This is a genomic window from Mycobacterium alsense (genome assembly GCF_002086635.1).
In the GTDB taxonomy this organism is placed as follows: domain Bacteria; phylum Actinomycetota; class Actinomycetes; order Mycobacteriales; family Mycobacteriaceae; genus Mycobacterium; species Mycobacterium alsense.
Window position 1 is genome coordinate 182515 of record NZ_MVHD01000003.1, and the last position, 22586, is coordinate 205100.

At 68.0% G+C, this 22586-nt stretch carries 24 protein-coding genes; 9 read left to right on the forward strand and 15 right to left on the reverse strand.

The features are described 5' to 3' along the window. Positions 1 to 96: 96 nt before the first annotated feature. The 4 genes from BST11_RS03650 to BST11_RS03665 are packed head-to-tail and all read right to left on the reverse strand — an operon-like array spanning position 97 to position 4287. A complete protein-coding gene (locus BST11_RS03650) occupies positions 97 to 909 on the reverse strand; it encodes an NAD(P)-dependent oxidoreductase (RefSeq protein WP_083136630.1) in 813 nt (270 codons plus the stop codon). Next, entirely contained in the window at positions 906 to 1721 is an 816-nt protein-coding gene (locus BST11_RS03655) for an NAD(P)-dependent oxidoreductase (protein ID WP_067322501.1), read from the reverse strand. The genes BST11_RS03650 and BST11_RS03655 overlap by 4 nt, the downstream gene beginning before the upstream one ends. Beyond that, on the reverse strand, positions 1718 to 2635 hold the full coding sequence (locus BST11_RS03660) for an alpha/beta hydrolase (RefSeq protein WP_083136631.1): 918 nt from the start codon (positions 2633 to 2635) through the stop codon (positions 1718 to 1720). The genes BST11_RS03655 and BST11_RS03660 overlap by 4 nt, the downstream gene beginning before the upstream one ends. Beyond that, positions 2632 to 4287, reverse strand: a complete 1656-nt coding sequence (locus BST11_RS03665) for a thiolase C-terminal domain-containing protein (RefSeq protein ID WP_083136632.1) — start codon at positions 4285 to 4287, stop codon at positions 2632 to 2634. Before BST11_RS03665 ends, BST11_RS03660 begins: the two co-directional genes overlap by 4 nt. A 138-nt stretch (positions 4288 to 4425) precedes the next feature. On the opposite strand from BST11_RS03665, the gene BST11_RS03670 reads away from it, so the two are divergent. Genes BST11_RS03670 through BST11_RS03680 form a run of 3 tightly spaced genes read left to right on the forward strand, consistent with a single transcriptional unit; the run spans position 4426 to position 7070 of the window. Next, positions 4426 to 5358 (forward strand): NAD-dependent epimerase/dehydratase family protein, encoded by a 933-nt coding sequence (locus tag BST11_RS03670; RefSeq protein WP_083136633.1) that lies wholly within the window; start codon positions 4426 to 4428, stop codon positions 5356 to 5358. After that, positions 5358 to 6101 carry a hypothetical protein gene (locus tag BST11_RS03675; protein WP_083136634.1) on the forward strand — a complete coding sequence of 248 codons (744 nt, stop codon included), beginning with the start codon at positions 5358 to 5360 and terminating at the stop codon, positions 6099 to 6101. Before BST11_RS03670 ends, BST11_RS03675 begins: the two co-directional genes overlap by 1 nt. A 12-nt stretch (positions 6102 to 6113) precedes the next feature. After that, positions 6114 to 7070 carry an LLM class F420-dependent oxidoreductase gene (locus BST11_RS03680; RefSeq protein WP_083136696.1) on the forward strand — a complete coding sequence of 319 codons (957 nt, stop codon included), beginning with the start codon at positions 6114 to 6116 and terminating at the stop codon, positions 7068 to 7070. Positions 7071 to 7096: 26 nt separating this feature from the next. On the opposite strand, the gene BST11_RS03685 is transcribed toward BST11_RS03680, so the two are convergent. Both BST11_RS03685 and BST11_RS03690 read right to left on the reverse strand, forming a co-directional pair. Further along, the gene (locus BST11_RS03685) at positions 7097 to 7393 is read right to left on the reverse strand and encodes a ferredoxin (protein WP_068208050.1); all 297 of its coding nucleotides are present in this window, start codon (positions 7391 to 7393) and stop codon (positions 7097 to 7099) included. Beyond that, positions 7390 to 8697 carry an NADH-ubiquinone oxidoreductase-F iron-sulfur binding region domain-containing protein gene (locus tag BST11_RS03690; protein WP_083136635.1) on the reverse strand — a complete coding sequence of 436 codons (1308 nt, stop codon included), beginning with the start codon at positions 8695 to 8697 and terminating at the stop codon, positions 7390 to 7392. The genes BST11_RS03685 and BST11_RS03690 overlap by 4 nt, the downstream gene beginning before the upstream one ends. 36 nt (positions 8698 to 8733) lie before the next feature. On the opposite strand from BST11_RS03690, the gene BST11_RS03695 reads away from it, so the two are divergent. Next, positions 8734 to 9207 (forward strand): hypothetical protein, encoded by a 474-nt coding sequence (locus BST11_RS03695; RefSeq protein ID WP_083136636.1) that lies wholly within the window; start codon positions 8734 to 8736, stop codon positions 9205 to 9207. A 5-nt stretch (positions 9208 to 9212) separates the two neighbouring features. Here the strand turns inward: BST11_RS03695 and BST11_RS03700 are convergent, their stop codons facing one another. From BST11_RS03700 to BST11_RS03725, 6 genes are all read right to left on the reverse strand, one after another. After that, the gene (locus BST11_RS03700; protein ID WP_083136637.1) at positions 9213 to 10079 is read right to left on the reverse strand and encodes an alpha/beta fold hydrolase; all 867 of its coding nucleotides are present in this window, start codon (positions 10077 to 10079) and stop codon (positions 9213 to 9215) included. Between the two features lie 15 nt (positions 10080 to 10094). After that, complete coding sequence (locus BST11_RS03705) at positions 10095 to 10490, reverse strand: Rieske (2Fe-2S) protein (RefSeq protein WP_068208060.1); 396 nt, start codon at positions 10488 to 10490, stop codon at positions 10095 to 10097. Between the two features lies 1 nt (position 10491). Then, complete coding sequence (locus BST11_RS03710; protein WP_083136638.1) at positions 10492 to 11637, reverse strand: amidohydrolase family protein; 1146 nt, start codon at positions 11635 to 11637, stop codon at positions 10492 to 10494. A 36-nt stretch (positions 11638 to 11673) separates the two neighbouring features. Continuing rightward, positions 11674 to 12765, reverse strand: coding sequence for an amidohydrolase family protein (locus tag BST11_RS03715; protein ID WP_083136697.1), 1092 nt, complete (start codon positions 12763 to 12765; stop codon positions 11674 to 11676). Positions 12766 to 12976: 211 nt separating this feature from the next. Continuing rightward, entirely contained in the window at positions 12977 to 13870 is an 894-nt protein-coding gene (locus BST11_RS03720) for an NAD(P)-dependent oxidoreductase (protein WP_083136639.1), read from the reverse strand. Positions 13871 to 13878: 8 nt separating this feature from the next. Further along, positions 13879 to 14259, reverse strand: a complete 381-nt coding sequence (locus BST11_RS03725; protein WP_083136640.1) for a carboxymuconolactone decarboxylase family protein — start codon at positions 14257 to 14259, stop codon at positions 13879 to 13881. A gap of 171 nt (positions 14260 to 14430) precedes the next feature. Between BST11_RS03725 and BST11_RS03730 the strand changes: the two genes are divergently transcribed. Continuing rightward, positions 14431 to 15441: an acyl-CoA dehydrogenase family protein gene (locus BST11_RS03730; RefSeq protein ID WP_083136641.1), complete on the forward strand. Its 1011-nt coding sequence runs from the start codon at positions 14431 to 14433 to the stop codon at positions 15439 to 15441. After that, positions 15425 to 16600 carry an acyl-CoA dehydrogenase family protein gene (locus BST11_RS03735; protein ID WP_083136642.1) on the forward strand — a complete coding sequence of 392 codons (1176 nt, stop codon included), beginning with the start codon at positions 15425 to 15427 and terminating at the stop codon, positions 16598 to 16600. The genes BST11_RS03730 and BST11_RS03735 overlap by 17 nt, the downstream gene beginning before the upstream one ends. 21 nt (positions 16601 to 16621) lie before the next feature. Here the strand turns inward: BST11_RS03735 and BST11_RS03740 are convergent, their stop codons facing one another. The 3 genes from BST11_RS03740 to BST11_RS03750 are packed head-to-tail and all read right to left on the reverse strand — an operon-like array spanning position 16622 to position 18912. Continuing rightward, positions 16622 to 17986 carry a cytochrome P450 gene (locus BST11_RS03740; protein ID WP_083136643.1) on the reverse strand — a complete coding sequence of 455 codons (1365 nt, stop codon included), beginning with the start codon at positions 17984 to 17986 and terminating at the stop codon, positions 16622 to 16624. 14 nt (positions 17987 to 18000) lie between these two features. Then, positions 18001 to 18201, reverse strand: coding sequence for a ferredoxin (locus BST11_RS03745; protein ID WP_083136644.1), 201 nt, complete (start codon positions 18199 to 18201; stop codon positions 18001 to 18003). 9 nt (positions 18202 to 18210) lie between these two features. Further along, on the reverse strand, positions 18211 to 18912 hold the full coding sequence (locus tag BST11_RS03750; protein ID WP_083136645.1) for an SDR family NAD(P)-dependent oxidoreductase: 702 nt from the start codon (positions 18910 to 18912) through the stop codon (positions 18211 to 18213). 404 nt (positions 18913 to 19316) lie between these two features. On the opposite strand from BST11_RS03750, the gene BST11_RS03755 reads away from it, so the two are divergent. The 3 genes from BST11_RS03755 (at position 19317) to BST11_RS03765 (ending at position 22570) form a co-directional block, all read left to right on the forward strand. Next, positions 19317 to 20522, forward strand: coding sequence for a CaiB/BaiF CoA transferase family protein (locus tag BST11_RS03755; RefSeq protein WP_083136646.1), 1206 nt, complete (start codon positions 19317 to 19319; stop codon positions 20520 to 20522). A gap of 364 nt (positions 20523 to 20886) precedes the next feature. Continuing rightward, a complete protein-coding gene (locus tag BST11_RS03760; RefSeq protein WP_067322433.1) occupies positions 20887 to 21702 on the forward strand; it encodes an MlaE family ABC transporter permease in 816 nt (271 codons plus the stop codon). A gap of 22 nt (positions 21703 to 21724) precedes the next feature. Then, positions 21725 to 22570, forward strand: a complete 846-nt coding sequence (locus BST11_RS03765; protein WP_067322537.1) for an MlaE family ABC transporter permease — start codon at positions 21725 to 21727, stop codon at positions 22568 to 22570. Positions 22571 to 22586: the final 16 nt, after the last annotated feature.

The window sequence follows — 22586 nt, forward strand, 5'->3', positions numbered from 1 at the left end:
TCGACGGCAGGCTGGAACCGTTACAGCGGATTGCCTGACTGTAACGTTAACGGTAGCGGTTTCGTGACGAAGCGAAAAGACCAAAATGCCGTCATCTCAGACCTTCCCGGCCGTATTGGTGAGGCTGCCGACGACTCCGATGACGGCGTCCAGCGCACCGAGGTCGCCACCCATTTCCGCGGCCGTGCCCCGGGCGACGGCGACGTCCTTGCCGACGAATTCACCGGCCACGCCCACAAACGACGCGATCGAACCCGTGGCCGCGACGATGTCGAGCACCCGGCTGGTGGCGCTGCCGTGCGCGAGCGCGTCGAGCAGGGTCGGCTCCGGCACGCCGAGGCGCTCTCCCAGCCGGACCGACTCCGCCAGCAGCCCGATCTGAGCGGCGAACGAGGCATTGTTGACCAGCTTCACCTTCTGGCCGGCACCAACCGGCCCGACGTGCAGGACCGGGTCGCCGTAGCAGCCCAGCACGGGTCGCGCTCGTTCCACGGCCTCGGCGGCGCCGCCGACGAACAGCGTGAGTTTGCCGGCCGCGACGTCGTGCGGGCCGCCGCTGACCGGCGCGTCCAGGACGTCGATGTGGGCGGCGCGGGCGGCGACGGTCTCGATCGTCTTCGGGCTGGCGGTGGTGTGCACCACCAGCGTTGCGCCCGGCGCCATCGTGGCGGGCAGGGCGCCGTCCCGGCAGACCTGGCGCACCTGTGCGTCGGTGAACACGCAGACCACCACGACGTCGGCCCCCGCGCCGGCCTCGGCCGCGTCGCCCACCGCGCGGGCGCCCAGCCGTTCGAGTTCGGCCCGCCGCTGGTGCGTCCGCCCCAGTGCCCGCACCTCGTGACCGGCCTCGATCAGGCGCGCCACCATCGGACGACCCATCCGGCCCGCGCCGACGAACCCGACCCTCATCGGGGATGCCCCATCATCGCCAGCGTCGCGTCGGCCGCATCGAGCACGGCGCCAGGGTCGGCCGCGGCCCGCCCGGCGAGCTCGGCGATCAACCGGACATCCTTTCGCAGCAGCGTGCCCGCCAACCCGGCCAGCCGCTCCAGGCCGCCGATCCCGCCAAGCGCGTTGAGCGCGAAGCTGTTCCCGCTGCCGCGCGCGACCACTTCGGTGAGCCGTTCCGGCGAGACGCCCAGCGAGTCGGCCAGCGTCAGCGCGGTCGCGGCCGTGCCCAGGTTGGCGGTGAACAGCAGGTTGTTGAGCAGTTTGGTGGTTTGCCCGGTCCCCACCCCGCCCAGGTGAACGACGGGATCGCCATATGTTTCGAAGACCGGACGGCAGCGCTCGACGACGTCGGCGTCGCCACCGACCATCACCAGCAGCCGCCCGTCACGTGCCGCTGGCCCGCCGCCGCTCACCGGCGCGTCGACGATCGAAACACCCTTGGTCTCAGCCTTTTTCGCCAGCTTCCGGCACGTGTCGGGGTGCACGGTGCTGTGCACCGCGACGACGCTGCCGGCTTTCATCGCCGCCAGCAGCCCGCCCTCGCCGCCGGTGATTTCCTCGACGTCGGCGTCGCCGACCACGCACAGGCAGACCAGATCACTGGACGCGGCGAGGTCGGCCGGTGACGCGGCGACCGTGGCCGGGGTGTCGGCGAACGGCTCGAGGGTCGCGGGCCTGCGCGCCCACAGAGTCGTGTCGTAGCCGCCCGCGACGATCCGCCGCGCCATGGGGCCGCCCTGGCTGCCCAGCCCGATGAATCCGACCCTCACCCCGCCTCCAGATCGCCCTCTGGCGCTTTAGTTTCAGCGGGGTTCGCGCGGGCGGCCACGCATTCGTCCGCGAACGAAAGGACCTCCGCGTGGTAGTCCGCGGCGCCGTACCCGAGGCTGATGTTGTGCCCCGCCCCCGCCTGCCTGTGCACGGTGAACCGCGGCGAGCCGGAGAACAGGGCCGCGATTTCTTGCACGGCCGAATCGTCGGCCTGCCAGACCTTTTCGTGCTCGGCGATGCTGAAGTGCACCGGTACCCGAACGGCGGGTGCGAGCGTTGGGAAGGTCTCGCGGGCCCAGTCCGACACCATCTGGTCCTCGTATGCGGGCGCCGTCGGGGACGCGGTCACCCCGTTGAGGACCTCGGGCGGATACAGCCGCTCCGGGTGCCACAGCAGCTCCCGCAAGCCCGACGGGCGGCGTTCGCGCGTTGCGACTTTCAGGATGTCGCGCGCCGCGGCCTGGTAGTGCCGGCCGGTGCCCGCCAGCTCGACGCCCAGCAGCCCGGCACCGCGGTCGTCGGCGGCCATCCGCATCGCCAGCTCGCACCCGCCCGAGTGGCCCATCACGAATACGCCCGCGCCGCGGGGCTTTTGCCCGAGGATGCGATCCACCGCGCCGTAGGCAAGGCCGACCCGTTGTTCGGGCCGGGCCATCGCCTCGGGGTACGGAGCGGAACTGCCGTAACCGGGGCGATCGAGCGCCACGACCGTGAAACCCGCTGCCGCGCCGGCCCTTAACAAGGAGAAGGACGGGTGGCCCGGGCAGTCGAAATAGACGGCGGTGGTGCCACCGCCGTGGATCGCAAGGATCACTCCCTTGGGCGCCTGCGCGTTCACGGCCTCGGCGACGAGCGCGGACATCGGCACGCCGTCGACGATCACCAGCCGGGGCCGCACGGCGGGAGCCGTCATGCGTCCGCCCGCAGGAGCAGCACCCCGCTGGGGGTGAGGCCGCCGCTGCTGACCACGCCGACGCGAGCGCCGGCCACCTGCCGGTCGCCGGCCTCGCCGCGCAGCTGGCTGACCGCCTCGTGCAGCAGACCCATGCCGTGGGTGCGGCCGTGCGACAGCTGGCCCCCGTGCGTGTTGAGCGGCAGCAGCCCGTCGCGGGCGATGTTCTTGCCGCCGTCGAGGAATTCCTTCGCCTCCCCGATCCCGCAAAAGCCCAGGGCCTCGATCCAGGACAGGCAGTTCATGGTGAACCCGTCGTACAGCTCGGCGACGTCGACATCGGTGGGCCGCAGCGAGGTGCGCGTCCACACATGCGCGGCCTGGCCCAGCACCTGCGGCTCGTGGGTCAAAGTGCTTTGGTCCCAATCGATTCGCTCGATGATCTGCGTGCCCACCGCCTCGACCAGCACCGGGGGTTTGGCCAGGTCACGGGCGGCGTCGACCGCCGAGACGATCACGGCGATCGCGCCGTCGCACGGCACGTCGCAGTCGTAGAGTCCGAACGGCGTGGTGATGGGCCGCGCGTTGAGGTAGTCGTCCATTGTCATCGGCGAGCGATAGACCGCCGTCGGGTTCAGTTCGGCGTTGGCGCGCTGGTTCAACGCGATCCAGCCCAGCGTCTCTTTCGTCGTCCCGTAGCGGTGGAAGTGCCGCTGGGCGTTCATCGCCAGGGTGTGCGCCGCCGAGGTGGCTCCGAATGGCATCTGCCAGCCCGACATTCGGCCCCCCGGCGGGGCGATCTTGCCCTGCTTCATCAGCTCGCCGTGGGTGGCTTCCCACAGCGTCCGGAAGCACAGCACGTGGCGCGCCAGCCCGCAGGCGACCGCGAGCATCGCGGCGATCACCGACCCGCCCGGGCCGAACGTCTCCATGGCGCCGTTGTGCCACGTCGGCCGGATCCCCAGCGCGGCCTCCAGCGCGGTCACCCCGCCCTCGCCGAAGCCGGCGACATTGATCGCGCCGGGATAGGTGGACAGGCCGTCGATGTCGGCGTACGTCAGGCCCGCATCGGCGATCGCGGCCTCGCAGGCCTGCACCGTGAGCGCCAGCGGCGGCTGCAACAGCCGACGCCCGATCGGCGACATGCCGATCCCGGTCAGGGCGACCTTGTCCTCGAACTTCTCCGCCGTCAGCATGGGCCGTACGTGTTCGCCGAAGCGCTCCGGCGCGATCTCGTCGGCCGGGAGCGGGCCGGGCCCGGCGCCCGGAATCGGCCGGAACAGCGGCAGCCACACGTCCTCGACGTGCTCGAAGACGACCTCCACCTGCTGCCCCAGTTCGAGGTCTTCGGGATCGCACTGCACGATGTTGGTGGTCAGCCGGACGCGCGGGTCCTCGGCGATCGCCACCTGCGCCACGACGTAGGGCGCGGGCAGCCCGGGCAGGCTGAACCGATGGTTGACCGTGAAGCCCACGAGCGTCGCCCTGCCCGAGACCGCCCGCACACCCGTGGCTTGGGATCGGCAATACCGGCATACCGGCGCCGGCGGGTGGATCAGCGATTGGCAGCTTGTGCACTCCTGGAACCGCAGCGCGCCGTCGCCCCCCGAGGTCCAGAAGAATTCGTTGTCCAGCGTGATCAGGGGCAGCGGTCGTCCCGGTGCTGCGGACACGTCACCTCCGGAAGTCGGCTGGCTCGCCCAGGAGCCGGTAGGCCCGTTATACAAATCGGAGAATTACGTTATCATCCGCAAGCAGGGGCGATAAAGGCCAGGCCGGGTGCGGGACCTCGTCATGAATCGGAGGGCGGGTTGCTCGACGGACAGAAAATCCTCGTCACCGGGGCGACGGGCAAGATCGCGTTCCCCATCGCGCGTGCCCTGGCGGTGGCGGGAAATGAGGTGTGGGGCGTCGCGCGCCTGAAGGACCCGGCGGACCGGGAAAGGCTCGTCGGCGCCGGAATCAAGCCGGTTGCGCTCGACATCGGTGCGGGCGACTTGGCCGGGCTTCCGGAGGATTTCGACTACGTGTTTCACGCGGCCGTCGACGCGGGCACCGGCGATTGGGGCCGCTGCGTCGAAACCAACGCCCACATGTCGGGCGAACTGCTCCACCACTGCCGCGCCTCCAGAGGTTTCGTGTTCTGCTCGACCGGCTCGATCTACGCGTACCAGGGGCGGCGGCCGCTGACCGAGGCCGATCCCCCGGGGGCACCGCTGCGCGCGAATTACAGCTTCTCGAAGGTCGCGGCGGAGGCCGTGTGCACGTGGGTCGCCCGGCACTACCGGGTCCCGCTGACCATCATCCGGATCTGTTCGACGTACGGCCCGGAGGGCGGCGCGCCCGCCGATCGCCTGGAGGCCATGCTGACGGGCAGGCCCATCCGGCTGCATCCCGACAAGCCCAACAACTACAACCCCATCTACGAGGACGACTACGTCGAACTCGGCATCCGCGCCATGGAGGTCGCCGCGGTACCCCCGGTCGTGGTGAACTGGGCGGGCAGCGAAACGGTCAGCGTCGAGGACTACTGCGCGTACATGGGCGAGCTGATCGGTGTCGAGCCCGTGTTCGAATACACCGATCAGGCGCACACACCGCTGTGGCCGGACGTCACCCACATGCACGACGTGCTCGGCCGCACGAAAGTTCCGTGGCGGGACGGCTTCCGGCGCATGATCGCGGCCCGGCACCCCGAAATCCCGTTGGCGCAACACGATTCCGCACGGCAAGGACACGCGTGATGCAGCTTCCCGGCACGCCATCGGATGAGCTCGACGACGTCCTCGCCACCGGGCGTGGAGAGATCACCACGCTGTTCGTGTCGATGGCGACCCGCCATCCCGACGGGACCGACGCGGACTACCTGCGCTGGCACACCCTCGATCACCGCCCGGAGCAACACCGCCTGGCCGCGGTGCGCGCCTCGCTGCGACTGGTGTCCACGCCGGCCTGTCGCGCCGCACGCCCCGTCACCGAGGGGCCGCTGGACGCGGTCGACCACGTGATGACGTACTTCTTCAGCGACGCGGACGGGCTACGCGGGTTCAACGAGCTGTCCACGGCGCTCGGGAACGCCGGCCGCAAGCTGGCCCTGCTGCCGCCGGTGGAGCGGGGCGTCTATGAGGTGCAGAGCAAGGCGACCGCGCCGCGGGTCAAGCTCGGGTCGGATGTCTTGCCCTGGATGCCGGTGCGGGGCGCGTTCCTGTTGGTCGAGCGGGGATCGGCGGCGCAGACCCCGTTGGTCGCCGTGCCGGGGGTCGCGGGCGTCTGGTCGGCCCTGTCCCGGCGGGTCGACGCCAATTTGGCGAGCGCGCAAGCGGGTCAGTCGATCACGTATTGCTTTCTCGACGACGACCCGATCGCCGCCGCCGAACGGCTGCGCCCGGTGCTGTCGGACCGCTGGGCCCAGCCGGGGATCGAACCCCTTTTCGCCGCACCGTTTTTCGCGGTGGTGCCGTACGAGTGGGACCGCTATGTGCCGTAGGGAGTGGGCCGCGTGCGCGTCGGCGTGATGGTGGGCTCCGACAAGGAGCGCCCCCGCGGTGACCGGTTGGCCGGGCTGGTCGCCGACGGCGTCGCCGCCGAAGGCGCGGGCTTCACGACGTTCTGGATGCCCCAGGTACCCGGCTACCTCGACGCGATGACGGCCGTCGCGCTGATCGGGCAGGCGACCGAACGCATCGAAATCGGAACGGCGGTCGTTCCCATCCAGACCCGCCACCCGATGATCATGGCGCAGCAGGCGTTGACGACCCAGGTCGCGTGCGGCGGCCGGTTCACGCTCGGCATCGGCCCCTCGCACCACTGGATCGTCAACGGCCAGCTGGGATTGCCCTACGATCGCCCGGCGCGATTGATGGGCGACTATCTCGACGTGCTCGACGCATCGTTCGCCGGGCCGGGGGCCGTCGACGTCGACAACCGCAGCTACTGCGTCCACTCGCCGGTGGATGTCACTGACACGCACGGCGTTCCGGTCCTGTTGTCCGCGCTCGGGCCGACGATGCTGCGGCTCGCGGGCGAGCGGGCCGGCGGGACCATCCTGTGGATGGCGGACGAGCGGGCGATCGGCGACCACGTCGTCCCGCGCATTACCGCGGCGGCCGACGGGGCCGGGCGTCCCGCGCCGCGGATCGTCGCGGGTGTTCCGGTCGCGCTCTGCTCGAATGGTGAGGCCGACGATGCCCGCGCCTACGCCAGCGAGGTGCTCGGGCACGCGGACTTCTCGCCGAACTATGTGCGATTGCTCTCCCACGGTGACGCCCAGGACGTCGGCGACACCATGGCGGCGGGCGACGAGTCGGCCATCCTGGCCCGGCTGCGCCGCTACCGCGACGCCGGCGCCACCGACCTGGCGGCACGAATTGTCCCGCTGGGCAAGGACGCACCGGAACGCAGTGAATCGCGGCTGCGGACCCAGGAGTTTCTGTCGTCCTTGTGTCCCCAGTTGTGATCAGCGCGACGGAAGGCCCGCGGAATTCACCGCGTGAATCCCCACTCCGCCTCGTTTTCCTCGGTTTTGAGGTGCTCGGCCGGGTCCTCCGCATCGGCGAGCGGCAGCTGACGGGTCCGGGAGGTGCGATCGCCGATCTCGGCGATGGCGTGCACCGGGCAGTCCATCAGCGCGCGCATGACGTCGTCACGGTCCTCCTCGGCGACCGTGCCATCCCCGATGACGCACGCGTAGCCCCAGTCGTCCAGCGAGAAGTACTTGGGCGCGTGCTTGGCGCAAATGCCGAAGCCGTCGCATACGGTGCGGTCCAGGCGGATTTTCATGCGTGCCTCACCGGTTCCGCCTCGTAGGGACGGTCGGCGCGAAACGCGCCGCGGGCGCAGTCGGAGCACCTGCCGTCGAGGTGCGCGGCGATTTCGTCCGGGAACTGATCGAGCAGGCTGGCGGCCACGTTGGTGGCGGCATCCAGTGTGGCGCACGCGCCGCGCCCGCGCAGCACGACCGACCAGCGGCGCAGCCGGTCGACATCTTCCGTCGTCGCGGCGCCGTCACGCAGCGCGCCCGCGACGGCGGCCATCGCCGCCGTTCCGTTGAAGCACGAGCCGCACTGGCCGGCGTTTTCCCGGTCGAAGTAGGCCAGCACCGACGCCGCCACAGCGACGGGACAGTCGTCGGTGATCAGCGAGATGGCGCCGCAGCCCAGGCCGCTGCCGAGTCCGCGCATCGTCTCGTGGTCCAGCGTGGTCTCCAGCACGGTGCGGTTGAGCAGGCCCGCGAAGTAACCGCCCATCAGGGCTCCGCGCACCTCGTGGGGTGAAACCCCATGCAGGGCAAGCAGTTCGGTGAATGGCAGGCCGTGCGGCAGCTCGTAGAGAACCGGCGGTCGGCCGGCACCGCTGATGGTGGCCAAAAACGTCCCAGGCGACAGCGCGGTGCCCTGGGTGCGGAATGCCGCCGCGCCGTTCCACTGCAAATACGGGAGGTTGGCCAGGGTCTCGACATTGCTCACCAACGTGGGGTAGTCGTCGACGCCGGCCTCGAACGGGCGCGGCGGCTTGTCCGTCGGCTTGGCCGGGCCGCCGTTGAGCGCGCGGACGGCGGCGGTCTCCTCACCGGCCACGTAGCCGGGCCGCACGGCCCACATGCGGACCGCGACGCCGCCGAGCGTGTCCGAATCCAGCTCGGCGAGCGCGGATTCGACGCTGTGCGCCGACTCCGCGTCGGACACATAGACGCAGGCGCGCTCGGCGCCGACGACCGCCGCGGCCAGCCGCAGCCCGTCGAGGATCAGGTGCGGGCGGTTGCGCAGCAGCCAGCGATCCTTGATCGAGGCCGGCTCGCCCTCCTCGCCGTTCGCGACCAGGACCGAGCCACCCACCAGGCGGCCGTTGTCGCGCACCGCCCGCAGCTTCACCGCCAGCGGGAACGCGGCGCCACCGCGGCCGACGAGTCCGCTCGACTCGACCTCGCTCAGCAGCGCATCCGGGTCGCCGAGCGGGCGGTATCCGCCGAGCCGCCGATAGGCCGCGATGTCCTCGGGGCCCTGGCCGGGCTGCTCGACCAGCAACCGGCATTCGCACCCGGCCGGCGCGCCGGTGCTGATGGAAGTGGATTGCGCGGCGCTCACGGTCGGCCTGCCTCCGGCTTGGCTAGGCTTGCGCGCATGCGAACTGCCGTGGTGCGCGTCAACGTCGACCCCCACGGCGCGTGCACGCCGGCGCAACTACGAGAGGGCATGACAGCGCTCCTCGAGCTCGCCGCGCCGGCGGGCGCGGGCGTGGTGGAGAACGACCTCGCGGCGCGGCCCGCGGGGCGCCGCGAAGTCGAGTTGCTGATCCCGGCCGAAGACGGCGAGGCGGCCAGGAAGGTTGCAATCGAACTGTGCGCCAGGGTATTCGGTTCCGCCGCGGTTCCGGGTGTGGTGACGTTCATCAGCCGGGGGACCGACGACGACGCTCATGGCGTGTTGTCCGGGTTCGGGCTCACCGGCGAGATCGAGCGCGTGCCCGGCGACGACGGCTTCGACACCGTGTACGTGACGCTGCGCGAGGAGGACCTCGAACGCGTCCCGGAGAGCCGGGTGCACACGGCCCTGGAGGCCTCGCTCAACTGCGAGGTTCACATTCGCACCCGGTAACGCCATCACGAGTCCAGGAACTCCAGGATCGCCGGTGCCGCCTGCACCCACGTGTCGAACATGTTGAAGTGCTGGACCCGGCCCGCCGCGCGGTCCTCGGACGCGCGCTCCCACGCGTCCTCCGGCCAGGGCGGATCGATGAGCTTGGAGCCCTTGATCAGGCAGCTGACCTCCAACGACGTCCGCTTCGGGTGGTCCCAGTCGTTTTCGCCGCCACGAATGATCAAGGTGGGAACCTTGATTCGGTCGAACATCTCGTCGTCGACACCGGGAATGGTCTGGCCGGGCTTGGATACGAAGGCGTTGAGCCAGCGCAGCATCACCTTGAGGAACTCGTCGCGGTCGAAGTCGAGGAAGCGCTGCTTGTTGGCCGGGTTCTCCTCGATGCGCTCGCGCCACTCCGAAACCTTGACCACGCCTTCCATTCCGGTGCCGCGCGCCGCGAGAATGCTCGGGACGATGTAGAAGGACCCCAGCACAAACGTGCCGTAGATGCCACCGACGATGTTCCACACCACCAGCTTTTCCACGAGTTCGGGGTACAGCATCGTGGTCAGCATCGAATCCCTTGCCCCGCCGGACCCGCCGGCGAGGATGCACCGCGTGACACCGAGCCCGCCGAGCAGCTCGTGCAGCGTCTCGGCGCGCATGTGTGACTCGCTCTGTCCGTAGAACTGGACGTCGGAGGCGCCGCAGTTGGGCCGGTCCCACAGCAACACGCGGTAACCCCCCGCCACCAAGGCGTCGGCCAGTGGGCGCAAGCCGGGGATTTCCTTGCTGAACCGGCCGCCGGGGGTCAGGACGATGAGATCGCCCGAGTCACCGAGGATCTCATAGACCACGTTTCCCCCGTTGATCTCGATAGCAGGCACACGAATCTCCTGTAGTCAGGCCATCACCAAGACGTCGTTGCCAACGACGCGGACCGGATAAGTCCGGATACTCCACTCCGGCTTGACGGCCGTCGTGCCGGTCGCCAGCTCGAAACCCCATTGGTGCCAAGGGCAATAAATATATTCGAGGTCGCGCACCATCACCGAGTCGCCGGGAGCGCTCTCGTCCACGATCGTGCGACCCCGGGGGCGGCCGGAGCATAGGGGACCGCCCTGGTGCGGGCAATAGTTCGCGATGGCGTAGAAGGTGCCGTTGACGTTGTAGACGCCCACGCCGTGCCGTCCGATCGGCACCAACTTGTGTGTGCCCGGCGGGATTTCGTCTACGGTCGCGACGACATGCTCACGGCCCTGGGCGAGGCGGGGCCGCTTCGGGGTTTGTTCCGCCAACTCAGAGCACCCGAACCTGTCCCTCGAGAACCGGAACCGTCTCCGGCAGGTGATAGGTGGCGATGCCGTTCTTGTACATCACCGCGTCCCGCGCCGCCTTGGGAAGGTGTTTGACCAACCAGCGCGGGTCGTCGAACGTCCAGTGCGGGTAGTCCGAGGAGTACAGCAGGATCTTGTCGCACTCCATCCATTCCAGCGCGCGGGTCAGCTCGGTCTTGTCTTCGGGGTAGTCCAGCGGCTGGGTGGTGAACTTGATGTGTTCCTTGACGTACTCCGAGGGCTTGCGCTTGATCTCCATCCGCGACTTGCGCGCCTCGTAGATCGAATCCATGCGCCACATCAAGGGCAGGATCCAGGTGAACGCGTGCTCGACGAACACGATCCGCAGCGTCGGGAACCGGTCGAAGACACCGTCGAACACCAGGCTCATCACCTGGTTGGCGGCCAGTAGTGAGTAGGTCACCATGAAGTCGTGGTTGTAGCTGGGGAAGCCCACCGGCGGCGTCGGCAGCATTTCGTAGCAGCTGCGCGACAGGTGGCAGCTCACGACGATGTCGTGCTTGGTGGCCGCCGCCCAGATGCGGTCGTATTTCGGGTGGCCCCATGATGGCCGCGGCTCGGCCTTGACCAGGATCTGGGCCATGTACGGGTGCCCCGCCCACTTCTCGATCTGCTCGACGGCGCCCTCCGGATCCTCGATCGCGACGCAAATCGAGCCCCGCCAGCGCTCGTGCCAGTTGTTGTGGCTGTCCAGCCAGTGATTGGCCTGCCAGTCGTTGAGCGCGCTGCAGTACGCCTGGTGGGCCTCTCCGATCCGCGGCGTGCGGCCCGCGGGCTCCAGGATCGCGATGTCGGAACCGGCCTCCATGATCAGCTGGCGAAACGCCATGTCCGGGTCGCTGCCGGGGAATTCGCCGTCCGGCGGGAAGGTGTCCGTGCGCATCGCAAAGGCGTGCGCGTAGTCGGGGGCGTCGTAGTAGATCAGCTCCCCGACCCGGTGATCCAGGAAGAACTTGCTGCGCCACGGTTCGGGGATGTAGGGGGCGATCTCGCCGCGTTTGGGCACCGGGTGCACGTCGGAGTCGACGCATCGGACGGCTATCCGCTCGGCGGCGGGAACCCGCTCCTGCATGTGGGTGAGGGTCATCTCGGCCTCCTCAGTCTCCCTTTTCTCATTCTGCGACTAGCCCGCCGCGAGGTCGACCGAATTGTCGATCCCGTACAGGTCGGCCGCGTTGCGCCAGCACAGCTTGTCGCGCTGCTCGGCCGACAGCGAGCCGGACAGCCTGCGGATGTCGTTGCACTGCCAGTGCGGGTAGCTGGACCCGAACATCACCATGTCCTGCTTGCCGGTGAAGCCGAACCATTCGCCGGCGAAGTCGGCGTCCGGCGGGCCGTCGAGGCTGCCCTGGACGAAGTACACGTGTCCGGGGATGTAATCGCTGGGGATGCGGGGCGCCCACGGCGTCTGCTCCAGGTGCGGCCGGCCGAACGTGTCCATCCGCCAGAGGAACGGCGTCACGAAGTCGGCGGCGCCGTCGGCCCACACGAATTTCAGCGCCGGGAACCGTTCGAACACGCCCTCGGCGATCATGTTCATCAGGTGGTACAGGTAGTTCAGCGCCATGAAGCCGACGTATTGCTCGTAGGTTTGGGTGTGCCCGGACGGTGTCGGGGGGAAGCCGATTCCCTCGCCGGTCTCGATGTGCACGGCCACCGGAAGGTTCGCGTCGGCGGCGGCCTCCCACAGCGACCAGAACTGCGGTTTGCCGTACAGCTCGCGGGATTGCAGCGGGATGCCGACCTGCACCACCCGGGGGTGGGCCCGCCAGTTGTCGATCTCGCGCAGGGCGCCGGCGATGTCGTCGGGGTTGACCCGGATGGTGCCGCGGAACCGGTTGCCGAATTCGCCGGAGTCCAGCCAGCGCGACACCATCATCTCGTTGTGGGCGGCGTGGAGCGCGCTGCCCAGGTGCCGGTCCGGCATGATGCCGCGGCCCATCGGGTGCAGGACCGCCACGTCGACGCCGCGCTTCGAAAACAGTTCGTCGGCAACGAATTCGGGGTCGGACCCGGGATAGCGGCGGTCGGGGCCCTCGGTGTTGGGCGCGTACTCGCCGCCGGGGGCGCCGTACCAATCCATCTCGTAGTCGGGGAAGCCGCGGCTCTTGAACGGCTCGCGCAGGAACGAGCGCAGGTCCTTGTTCGACCGACAGAAGATGTGCACGCTGGCGTCGATCAGCGGCGTGCGGGTCCCGTCAGCGTGTTCTATCACCAAAGCCACCCTTCGGCCCCGGCGGCAAGTGCCCCGGCCGGGCCATATGATAGATAATCTAACATTCTCGTCGGCGACCGTTCAATGGTTTTTCGGTAAGCATTCCGATTACTCATCGGCCCTGGTAGTCATGGATTTTTGTGGCATTTGGGTAAGCGTCGTTCTTTTATATGGATAATACCATTCTCGGCTTTTGCCGGTGCGCCGCGGGCTAGCCGGGCGGCCGCCCCACGGTCACGCCGGCCGCCTCTTCGAGCGGTTTGACGACCGTCGTGAAATCGGAGTGTGCGCCCTGGTGGCGCGAGGTCGCCTCCCAGACCCCGGCGATCGCCTCGGCGATCCCCGCCGGCACGCCGAGCGCTCGGGCCTCGTCGAGATAGAGCCGCACATCCTTGACCATCAGACCCGTGGCGAAGCCGTAGTCGAAGGTCCGCGGCAGGACGGCACGGGGAAACTTGTCCCGGCTGGCGCTGGTGCCGCCGGATCCGGCGTTGAGGACGTCGAGCATGATCTGGGGGTCCAATCCGGATTTCACCCCCATAACGACGACTTCGGCGGTGGCGGCCAGGACGTTGGCGGCCAGCATGTTGTTGGCGAGCTTCATCGTCTGTGCCAAGCCGGGCTTCTCCCCGATGTAGAACGGTCTGCCGAGCGTCTCGAGTGTGGTTCGTATGGAGTCGAATTCGTCGCTCGGCCCCGACGCCATGATCGCGAGCGTCCCGCTCTCGGCACCGCGCACGCCGCCGCTGACCGGGCTGTCGAGCGCCGCGATGCCGCGTTGCGCGAGCAGATCGTGGATCCGGATGGCCGTTTGGCTGCCGACGGTCGACAGGTCGACGTAGCGCCTGACCCGCGAGCCCTCGATCACCCCGTCGGCGCCGGTGGCCACCTGAAGCGACGCGTCCGGTGACGGCAGGCTGGCCATGACCGTTTCGGCTTGGTCGGCGACCGCCTTGGGCGACGAAGCGGCGTGTGCCCCATGCGCCACCAAGCGGTCGAGCGCCGCGCCACGCGTGTCGAAGGCGACCACGTCGTAGTGCGCTTCGATGAGGCGCACAGCCATGGGAAACCCCATGTTGCCCAGGCCGACGAACCCGATTCCCATCGTGCGGCCTAGCCCTCGTCCACTTCGGCGAACGCCTCGCCTGCGATGCGGAAGCTGTCGACCGCGGCGGGCACGCCGCCGTAAATGGCCACCTGCAGCAGAATTTCGCGAATCTCCTCTCGGCTGACGCCGTTGGTCAGCGCCGCCTTGACGTGGGTGCGCAATTCGTTCGGGCGGTTCAGGACGGAGATCATGGCCAGGTTGAGCATGCTGCGCGTCTTGAGGGGGAGCCCCTCGCGCCCCCACACCGCCCCCCAGCAGTACTCGGTGATGAGGTCCTGCAGGGGCTTGGTGAAATCGTTCGTGGTGGCCAGCGCGCGGTTGACGTAGTCCTCGCCCAGCACCGCCGAGCGGATTTCGAGGCCTCGTTGGTATGTCTCGCCATCCACTGCAATTCTCCTTAACTGCCGGTGTGTACGACCTTCGTACAGCAGTGCGAACCGCCCGGCGCCATCGCACCGGCCGACGTAATTGCACCTCGTAGCCCTTTTTCGAGATTATTACTTCCGCGATAGAGAATGTTATTCTCGCGATGGCGGTGACGACAGGAGGCGGCCCGGATGCTGTTGGAGTTCGATGCTGATCAGCGGCTGTGGCAGCAGACCGTGCGCGACGCCGTCGCCAAGCAGTGCCCGCCGTCGTTGGTCCGCAGCGTGGCCGAGGACGATGGCGACCAGACGCCCCTCTGGGAAGGATTGTGGAAGTCCTATGTGGACCAGGGCTGGACGGAGCTGAACGACCCGGCGGGCGCCGTCGAGTTGGCGATCGTGCTCGAGGAGTTGGGGCGCGCCACCGACCCCACCCCGTACCTGGCGACGATGAGCCAATTCGCGCCGCTGGCCGCCGACCGCTTCGACCCGCACGAATCGGGCACCGCCGTGTACGGCGGTGTCGTGGCGCACCGCGACCCCGACGGCTGGGTGCTGCACGGCACGGCGCGCCACGTGCTCGACGGCGATCGCGTCGACCGGCTGGCGGTGCCGACCGACGCCGGCGTGTTCGTCGTCGCGGCCAACCAGGTGTCGGCCCGCCGCTCGGCGGTGTTCGACCCCGTGCTGCACGTCGCCGACCTGTCGTTCGCCGATGTCCGCCTGCCCGACAGCGCCCGGCTCCCCGTCGACGCCGAGCGCGCGCACCACATCGCGTTGACTGGCATGGCAATCACGATGGTCGGCGCCTGCCAGCGCATCCTGGACCTGGTGCTCGAGCATGTCCGCAACCGGCAGCAGTTTGGCGCGCCGATCGGCTCGTTCCAGGCCGTCCAGCACAAGGCCGCCGACATGCACGTCGCGGTGGAACGCGCCCGCGCGCTGGCCTACTTCGCCGCGTTGACGATCGCGGCCGACGATCCACGTCGCCGGCTGGCGGCCGCGATGGCCAAGGCCTCGGCGGGGGAGTGTCAGTCGCTCGTATTCCGGCACGGCCTACAGCTTTTCGGGGCGATGGGATTCACCTGGGAGAACGACCTGCAGTTCGCGCTCAAGCGGGCCAAAGCGGGTGAGCTCATGCTCGGCGGCGCCGCGGAGCACCGCGCGCGGATCGCGGAGGAGTACCGTGCAGCTGACTTTTGATCCCGACGTCGAGGCGTTTCGGGCGGAGTTTGCGGCGTTTCTCGACGAAAACCTGCCCGACGCAAGCGAAACCCTGGAGCGGCCCCGCTCGGTCTCCCACATGCCGCAGTGGGCCCGTCGCTGGCAGCGGCTGCTGTTCGACAACGGCTGGCTGCTGCCCGGCCAACCACCGGAATTCGGCGGCCGCAACGCGACCGTCATCCAGCAGTTCGTCTATCTGGAGGAACTGTCCCGACGCCGGATGTACCACAGCTTCAACCCGCAGGGCGTGAACATCGTTGCGGCGTCGCTGTTGTCGTTCGGCAGCGACGAACAGAAGCGGTGCTGGGCGGTGCCGATCCTGCGCGCCGAGATCACCGCCTCGCTGGGCATGAGCGAACCCAGCGCCGGCTCGGACCTGGCGTCGCTGCGAACCCGCGCGGTGCGGGATGGCGACCACTTCGTCGTCAACGGCCAAAAGGTGTGGACGTCCGGGGCCCACGACGCCGACGTGTTGCTGACCTTTGTGCGGACCAACGCGGATGTGCCAAAACACAAGGGAATCAGCGCATTGCTGATCCCGACCGATACCCCCGGCGTGGTGCGCCGGCCGTTCCCCTCGATCTGCGCGGCGGACGATCTGGACTTCAACGAGGTCTTCTTCACCGACGCGCGGGTTCCGGCGGAGAACCTGGTCGGCGGGCTCGACCAGGGATGGCGCGTGGCCAACGGCTCGCTCGGGCACGAGCGGACGATGATGTGGCTGGGCTTTGCCGACCGGCTCGACAACATGATCGCCGATTTCCATCCCACCACCGAGTTCGAGCGCGACCAGTACGCCAGCACGATCATGGACAAGCAGGCGTTGCGCCTGCTGGGGTCGGCGGCCCTGGCGCGCGCGGCCCGGGGCGAGGACGACGTGGCCGCGATCTCGGTGCTCAAGCTGCTCGGGTCCGAGGCGGAGCTGCGTGGCATGGAACTCGCACTGACCTCCGCGGGGTCCGACGGGCTCGTCCACCCCGGGCAGACCGGGCCGTACGCGCACATGAACCTCGACCACTATTTCGCCAGCTGGTTCGAGCGTTACGCCCGAAGCTTTTCCGGCACCATCGCGGGCGGCACGTCGGAGATCCAGCGCAACATCATCGCCCAGCGCGTCCTGGGCCTGCCCCGCCGCTGAGTTCCTCGCGGGAGGTCCCGCCTAGTCGATGACGGCGGCTTCCTTGCGCTCGGTGACGGGCCGGGCGAGTTCCTGCTCCTCGCAGATGCGCTGCAGTTTGTCGAGGGTCTCGTCGAGGCCGGCGCCGATCCGCGGACCGGGGGTAAAGGTCGCCGGCAGCTTGCGCATGCCCTGGATGACGCCGATGGTCTCGTAGTGCACTGCGCCTTCCGGCTCGCAGTGGTAGTCGGGCATCCGGTCGAGCACCGCGGTCAGCATCGACTTGAACACCGTCCGAGCCACGTTGGAGCCGATGCAACGGTGGACGCCGATCCCGAAGCTGAAGTGCCGGTTGCCCTTACGGTCGAGGACGATCTTGTCCGGCTCGCGGAAAACCGCGGGGTCGCGGTTGGCCATCGCCCACGAGATCCACAGGCGTTCGCCCTCTTTGAAGAGGTTGCCGTTGAGCTCGACGTCGTCGGAGAAGGTCCGCCCGTCGCCGGGTGCCGGGGTGAAGTAGCGCAGGAACTCCTCGGTCGCGGGGTCGAGCAGCGTGTCGAGGTTGGCGCGCAGGCGTTCCCGCTCGTCGAGGTTCTCCGACAGCCATTCGAGCGAATGCGCGGTCAGCGCCGTCGTGGTGTCGAATCCGCCGCCGATGACCAGCCCGAGATTGCCGAGGATCTCCAGGTCCGGCGCGGGCTCGCCGTCGATGCGCATCTGTAACAGGCCGTTGACGATGCCGGGCCGCGGGTTCTCGCGGATCTCGATCATGCTGTTGACCATGTCGAGCCCCATCTGCCGGTGCATCTCGGTGACGCGCTCGATGTCGGGGGAGTGCTCGGGCGTGTACACCGCGGCGTGGACGGGCTCGCTGTACATGCTCCACTTCTTCAGCGGGATGCCCAGCATCGCCAGCGTCAGCACGGCCGGAACGACGTTGGCCAGGTCGTCGACGAAGTCGATCTGGCCTTCCTCGATCTTCTCGTTGAGGCACGCGCGCGTCACGTCGTCGACGAACGGTGCCCAGCGCTTGACCGCGGCAGGCGACAGGTAAGGGTTCAACACGGTGCGGTAGATGCGGTGCTCGGGGTCGTCCATCTCCAGGATGCCGCCTCGGACGGCGTTGACGCGGCTGGCCGTCGGGATCGAAATGCCTTTGTAGCCCCGCCGCTCGCCGTGGATGTCGTGATCGTTGGAGACCGCGGGGCAGCGGGCGAGCTCGAACACCTCGTTGCTGCCGGCTGCCACCCAATGCCCGCCGTAGGTGTCGCTCCAGGCTATCGGGCACCGAGCGTGCATCTCCTCGGTGATGGCCTTGAATTGTGAGCGGTACTCCGCGGAGTGCCGATCGAAGTGATACCGGTTTCGCTTACGATCGCTGTCGCTGGCGACCTCGTCGACGCTCAAGACACCGTCTCCCTTTACGTTTCATCCGTGATGATGATGGCCTGTTCCGGGCATGAGTGGGCGGCCTCGCGAACCTGATCCTCGCGATCGGCCGGCACCACTTCTTCGGTTGCCGACGACGTGCCGTCGATGTCGCTGAGCTGGAAGGAATCCGGTGCGATCATCGCGCAAAGGGTGTGGCCCTGGCAGCGTTCGGGATCAACCCAGACCTTCACGGTGCCTCCTTAAGTGTTTCTGCCGCCGTTTACGCCCAATATCTGGCCGGTGATGTAGCTGGCCTCGTCGGAGACCAGGAATGCGCACGCCGCGGCGATGTCTTCCGGCCTGCCGATCCGGCGCACCGGCGTCCGGGCGATGGTCGCCTCGATGTCGCCCAGGAATCCCTTTTGTTCGGCGGCGCGCAGCATCGGGGTGTCGATGAACCCCGGCGGCACGGCGTTGACGGTGATACCGCTGGGCCCGTATTCGAGCGCCAGCGACTTGGTGAGACCGTTGACCGCGGACTTGGCCGCGACGTAGTGGCTCATGTATGGCGCGCCGGAGTGCGTGCTCGACGAGGAGATGTTGACGATGCGCCCCCAACCGGCCTCCACCATGTCGGGCAGGACCGCCTGGATCATGTGGAAGACGCCGTTCAGGTTGACGTCGATTACCCGCTGCCAGTCCTCGAAGGTGATGTTGGTGAACCGCTTGAAGCCGTCCAGTCCCGCGGCGTTGACCAGGACCGTCACCGGCCCCAGCCGCGCACGGATCGCGGAGAGCGCGGCATCCACCTGCGACCGGTCCGTGACGTCGGCGGTGAAGGCGAAGTCGGCTTCCGCGGGCCTGAGGTCGATCGTGGCGACGTCAAGGCCATCGGCGCGCAGGCGTTGCGCGATGGCCTGACCGATTCCGGATCCGCCACCGGTGACAACGGCGGTCTTCACGTCGCCGACACCAGGCTATGTTCGCCTCCATACGGGGCCGTCTCAGTCACAAAGAATCTCCCTTGCAATTATGAGAACCTTACTCTCGGCGCCGAGCCGCGTGCAACATGGCCTCGAAACCGCTTTCAGCCTGCGCGGAGGGGTGGGCCACCGCGCGGTGTGGGCGACAACGCCGCTGGTAGACGGGCCGTCTCGATTCCCGAGGGCTTCTTGAATTATCGAGAGGCGAATGTAAGATTCGCCGGTGAAGAGAATGAAGTTATCGTGATCGGCACCACATCGGGGAAGCGCTGAAAGCCAGTCCGGTGTCGGCCGCGAGATAGGGCCGGGCCCGAGGAGTTCCTGGGACGCACGACTTTGGCGGTATCGGCTGTGCCGGCGGCGCCCGCACAGGAAGGGGATGCATGAGGCCACTCGAGGGCATCCGGATTTTGGAAGTCGCCATGTACGGCTTCGTCCCCTCGGCCGGCGCGGTGCTGGCCGAGTGGGGAGCCGACGTGGTCAAGGTCGAGCACGCCGTGACCGGCGACCCACAGCGCGGACTCCGGCAGACGGGCATGCTGCGCGTCGAAGGTGACCCGAACCCCAACATCGAGCACGCCAACCGCGGCAAGCGCAGCATCGGCCTGGACATGTCGGTGCCCGAGGGCAAGGACGTGCTCTACGAGCTGGCCCGCCGGTCCGACGTGTTCCTGACCAGTTTTCTGCCCGACGCCCGGCGGAAGTTCGGCATCGATGTCGATGACATTCGGGCGGTGAACCCGAACATCGTCTACGCCCGTGGAAGCGCCCTCGGCCCGCGCGGCCAGGAGGCGGCCAAGGGCGGCTATGACATGACGGCCTTTTGGTGCCGGGCGGGGACCGCGGCCACCATCACTCCGGCGGGGATGCCCGGCATGATCGCGCCGCCCGGGCCCGCCTACGGTGACACCATCTCGGGCACCAACCTCGCCGGTGGCATCGCGGCGGCGCTGCTGAAGCGCGAACGCACCGGCGAACCCTCGGTCGTCGACGTGTCGCTGCTCGGCAGTGGCCTGTGGTCGATGGGTCACACCGTCGCGTTGACAAAGCATCTGGGGCAGCGGCTGGAATCGCCACCGCCGGGAGTGCACGGGGCGCCGAACAATCCATTGGTCGGGCTGTACGCGACCTCCGACGGCCGCTACATCTCCTTCGTGATGATGCAGCCCACCAAGTTCTGGGCCGACGTTTGCCGCCACGTCGACCTGCCCGAGCTGGCCGACGACCCCCGATTCGCCACCGTCGAGACGATCGCCGCCAACACCGCGGATGCCGTCGAGATCTTGACCAAGGTGATCGCAACCCGCACGCTAGCCGAGTGGAGCGAACGCTTTGCCACGCTCGCCGGACCATGGGCGCCCGTGCAAGACACCTTGCAGGCCGTCGAAGACGCGCAAATCCGCGCGAACGAGTACCTGGTTCGCGCAGGCGAACTCGATCTGGTCGCCAACCCCGTCCAGTTCGATGTCAGCGCGCCGCACACCGGTCCGGCGCCCGGTTTCGCCGAGCAGACCGACGAGATCCTGATGGAAATCGGGCTCGACTGGGACCGCATCATCGAACTCAAGACCGCCGGCGCCGTCACTTGAGTGCCGCAGGGACCGGAGCCACCCGGAATGCTCGAGCCGAACGTCGCCTCTCACCGGGGGGGCCACCCGATAACGGTTGTGCATTTTTCGCTACGCCGGGACGCGGTATGAGTCATAATCGCCGGACGCTTCAAGACCTGGGGCACCTCGTTTTTGGAGCGCCAACTCACGCGGCGAAACGGAGGACGGGCGTGAGGATGGTAGCGGTAGTGACGCCGGAGCGAGCCGCCGGAACGTCGCTGCCCGCTACGCATTTCACCGTCGCTGATGCGTGTTCGTGTCGGTTGGTTCAGCCGAATCCCCAACGACCGGTGCGGCAAAACAAGACTGCCGGTCTGAAAAGTGGTGGAGGGAGCTGAGGGCGATGGCGATCAAGCGGGCCGGACCGGAGCGGTGGACGGGTGGCATTTCGTTGGGCCGCGGCTCCAAACCCATGGAGGCGGTCGGCGGGTTGTTCGCGATGTCGGCCGACGCGATCAAGTTCGTGTTCCGCCGGCCCTTCCAGTGGCGTGAGTTTTTGGAGCAGTCGTGGTTCATCGCCCGGGTCGCGCTGGCGCCCACGTTGCTGGTGGCCATCCCGTTCACCGTCCTGGTCAGCTTCACCCTCAACATCCTGCTGCGCGAGCTGGGCGCGGCGGACTTGTCCGGTGCGGGTGCGGCTTTCGGCGCGGTGACCCAGGTTGGCCCGCTGGTGACGGTGCTGATCGTGGCGGGCGCCGGTTCCACGGCGATGTGCGCGGACCTGGGTTCGCGAACGATCCGCGAGGAGATCGACGCGATGGAGGTGCTGGGTATCAACCCGGTGCAGCGCCTGGTCACCCCGCGCATGCTCGCTTCCGGCCTGGTGGCGCTGCTGCTGAACAGCCTCGTCGTCATCATCGGCATCGTGGGCGGCTACGTTTTTTCCGTCTTCGTGCAAGACGTGAATCCGGGGGCGTTCGCCGCGGGCATCACCCTGCTGACCGGGGTGCCCGAGGTGGTCATTTCGTGTGTCAAGGCAGCGCTTTTCGGCCTGATCGCCGGATTGGTCGCGTGTTATCGCGGCCTGACGGTCTCCGGCGGCGCCAAGGCCGTCGGCAACGCGGTCAACGAAACCGTGGTTTATGCGTTCATGTCGCTGTTCGTTGTCAATGTGGTTGTCACCGCCATCGGCATCCGGATGTCGACCAAGGGTCATTGAGGAGGTGTAGGGACAAACCGTGATCACTCTGCGCGCCACCTATCCGCGCCTGACGCGGCAGATCGACAAGCCGGTAGCCTTTTTGGGCCGCATCGGTGATCACACGCTGTTCTACGCCCAGGCTCTTGCCGGCGTCCCGTTTGCCGTCCGCCACTACCGCCGGGAAGTCATCCGCCTCATAGCCGAAATCAGCATGGGTGCGGGCACTTTGGCCATGATCGGCGGAACGCTGTGCATCGTCGGCTTTTTGACGCTGGCTGCGGGTGGCACGCTGGCGGTCCAGGGGTACAGCTCGCTGGGCAACATCGGGATCGAGGCGCTGACCGGGTTTTTGGCGGCGTTCATCAACGTGCGGATCGCCGCCCCGATCGTCGCGGGAATCGGTTTGGCCGCCACCTTTGGCGCCGGCGTCACCGCGCAGCTGGGCGCCATGCGGATCAACGAAGAGATCGACGCGCTGGAATCGATGGCGATCCGGCCGGTTTCGTATCTGGTGAGCACCAGGATCGCGGCCGGGATGATGGCGATCACGCCGTTGTACTCCATCGCCGTCATCCTGTCGTTCCTCGCCAGCCAATTCACGACCGTGGTCCTGTTCGGTCAGTCGGGAGGCCTGTATCAGCACTACTTCTCGACGTTCCTCAACCCGATCGACCTGTTGTGGTCGTTCCTGCAAGCCGTGCTGATGGCCATCACGATCTTGTTGATCCACACCTATTTCGGCTACTTTGCTTCGGGCGGACCAGCCGGTGTCGGCGTCGCGACGGGCAACGCGGTGCGGACCTCGTTGATCGTGGTCGTGTCGGTGACGCTGCTCGTCTCGCTGTCCATCTACGGCACCAACGGCAACTTCAACCTGTCGGGCTAGGAAAGGTGGTGAACGG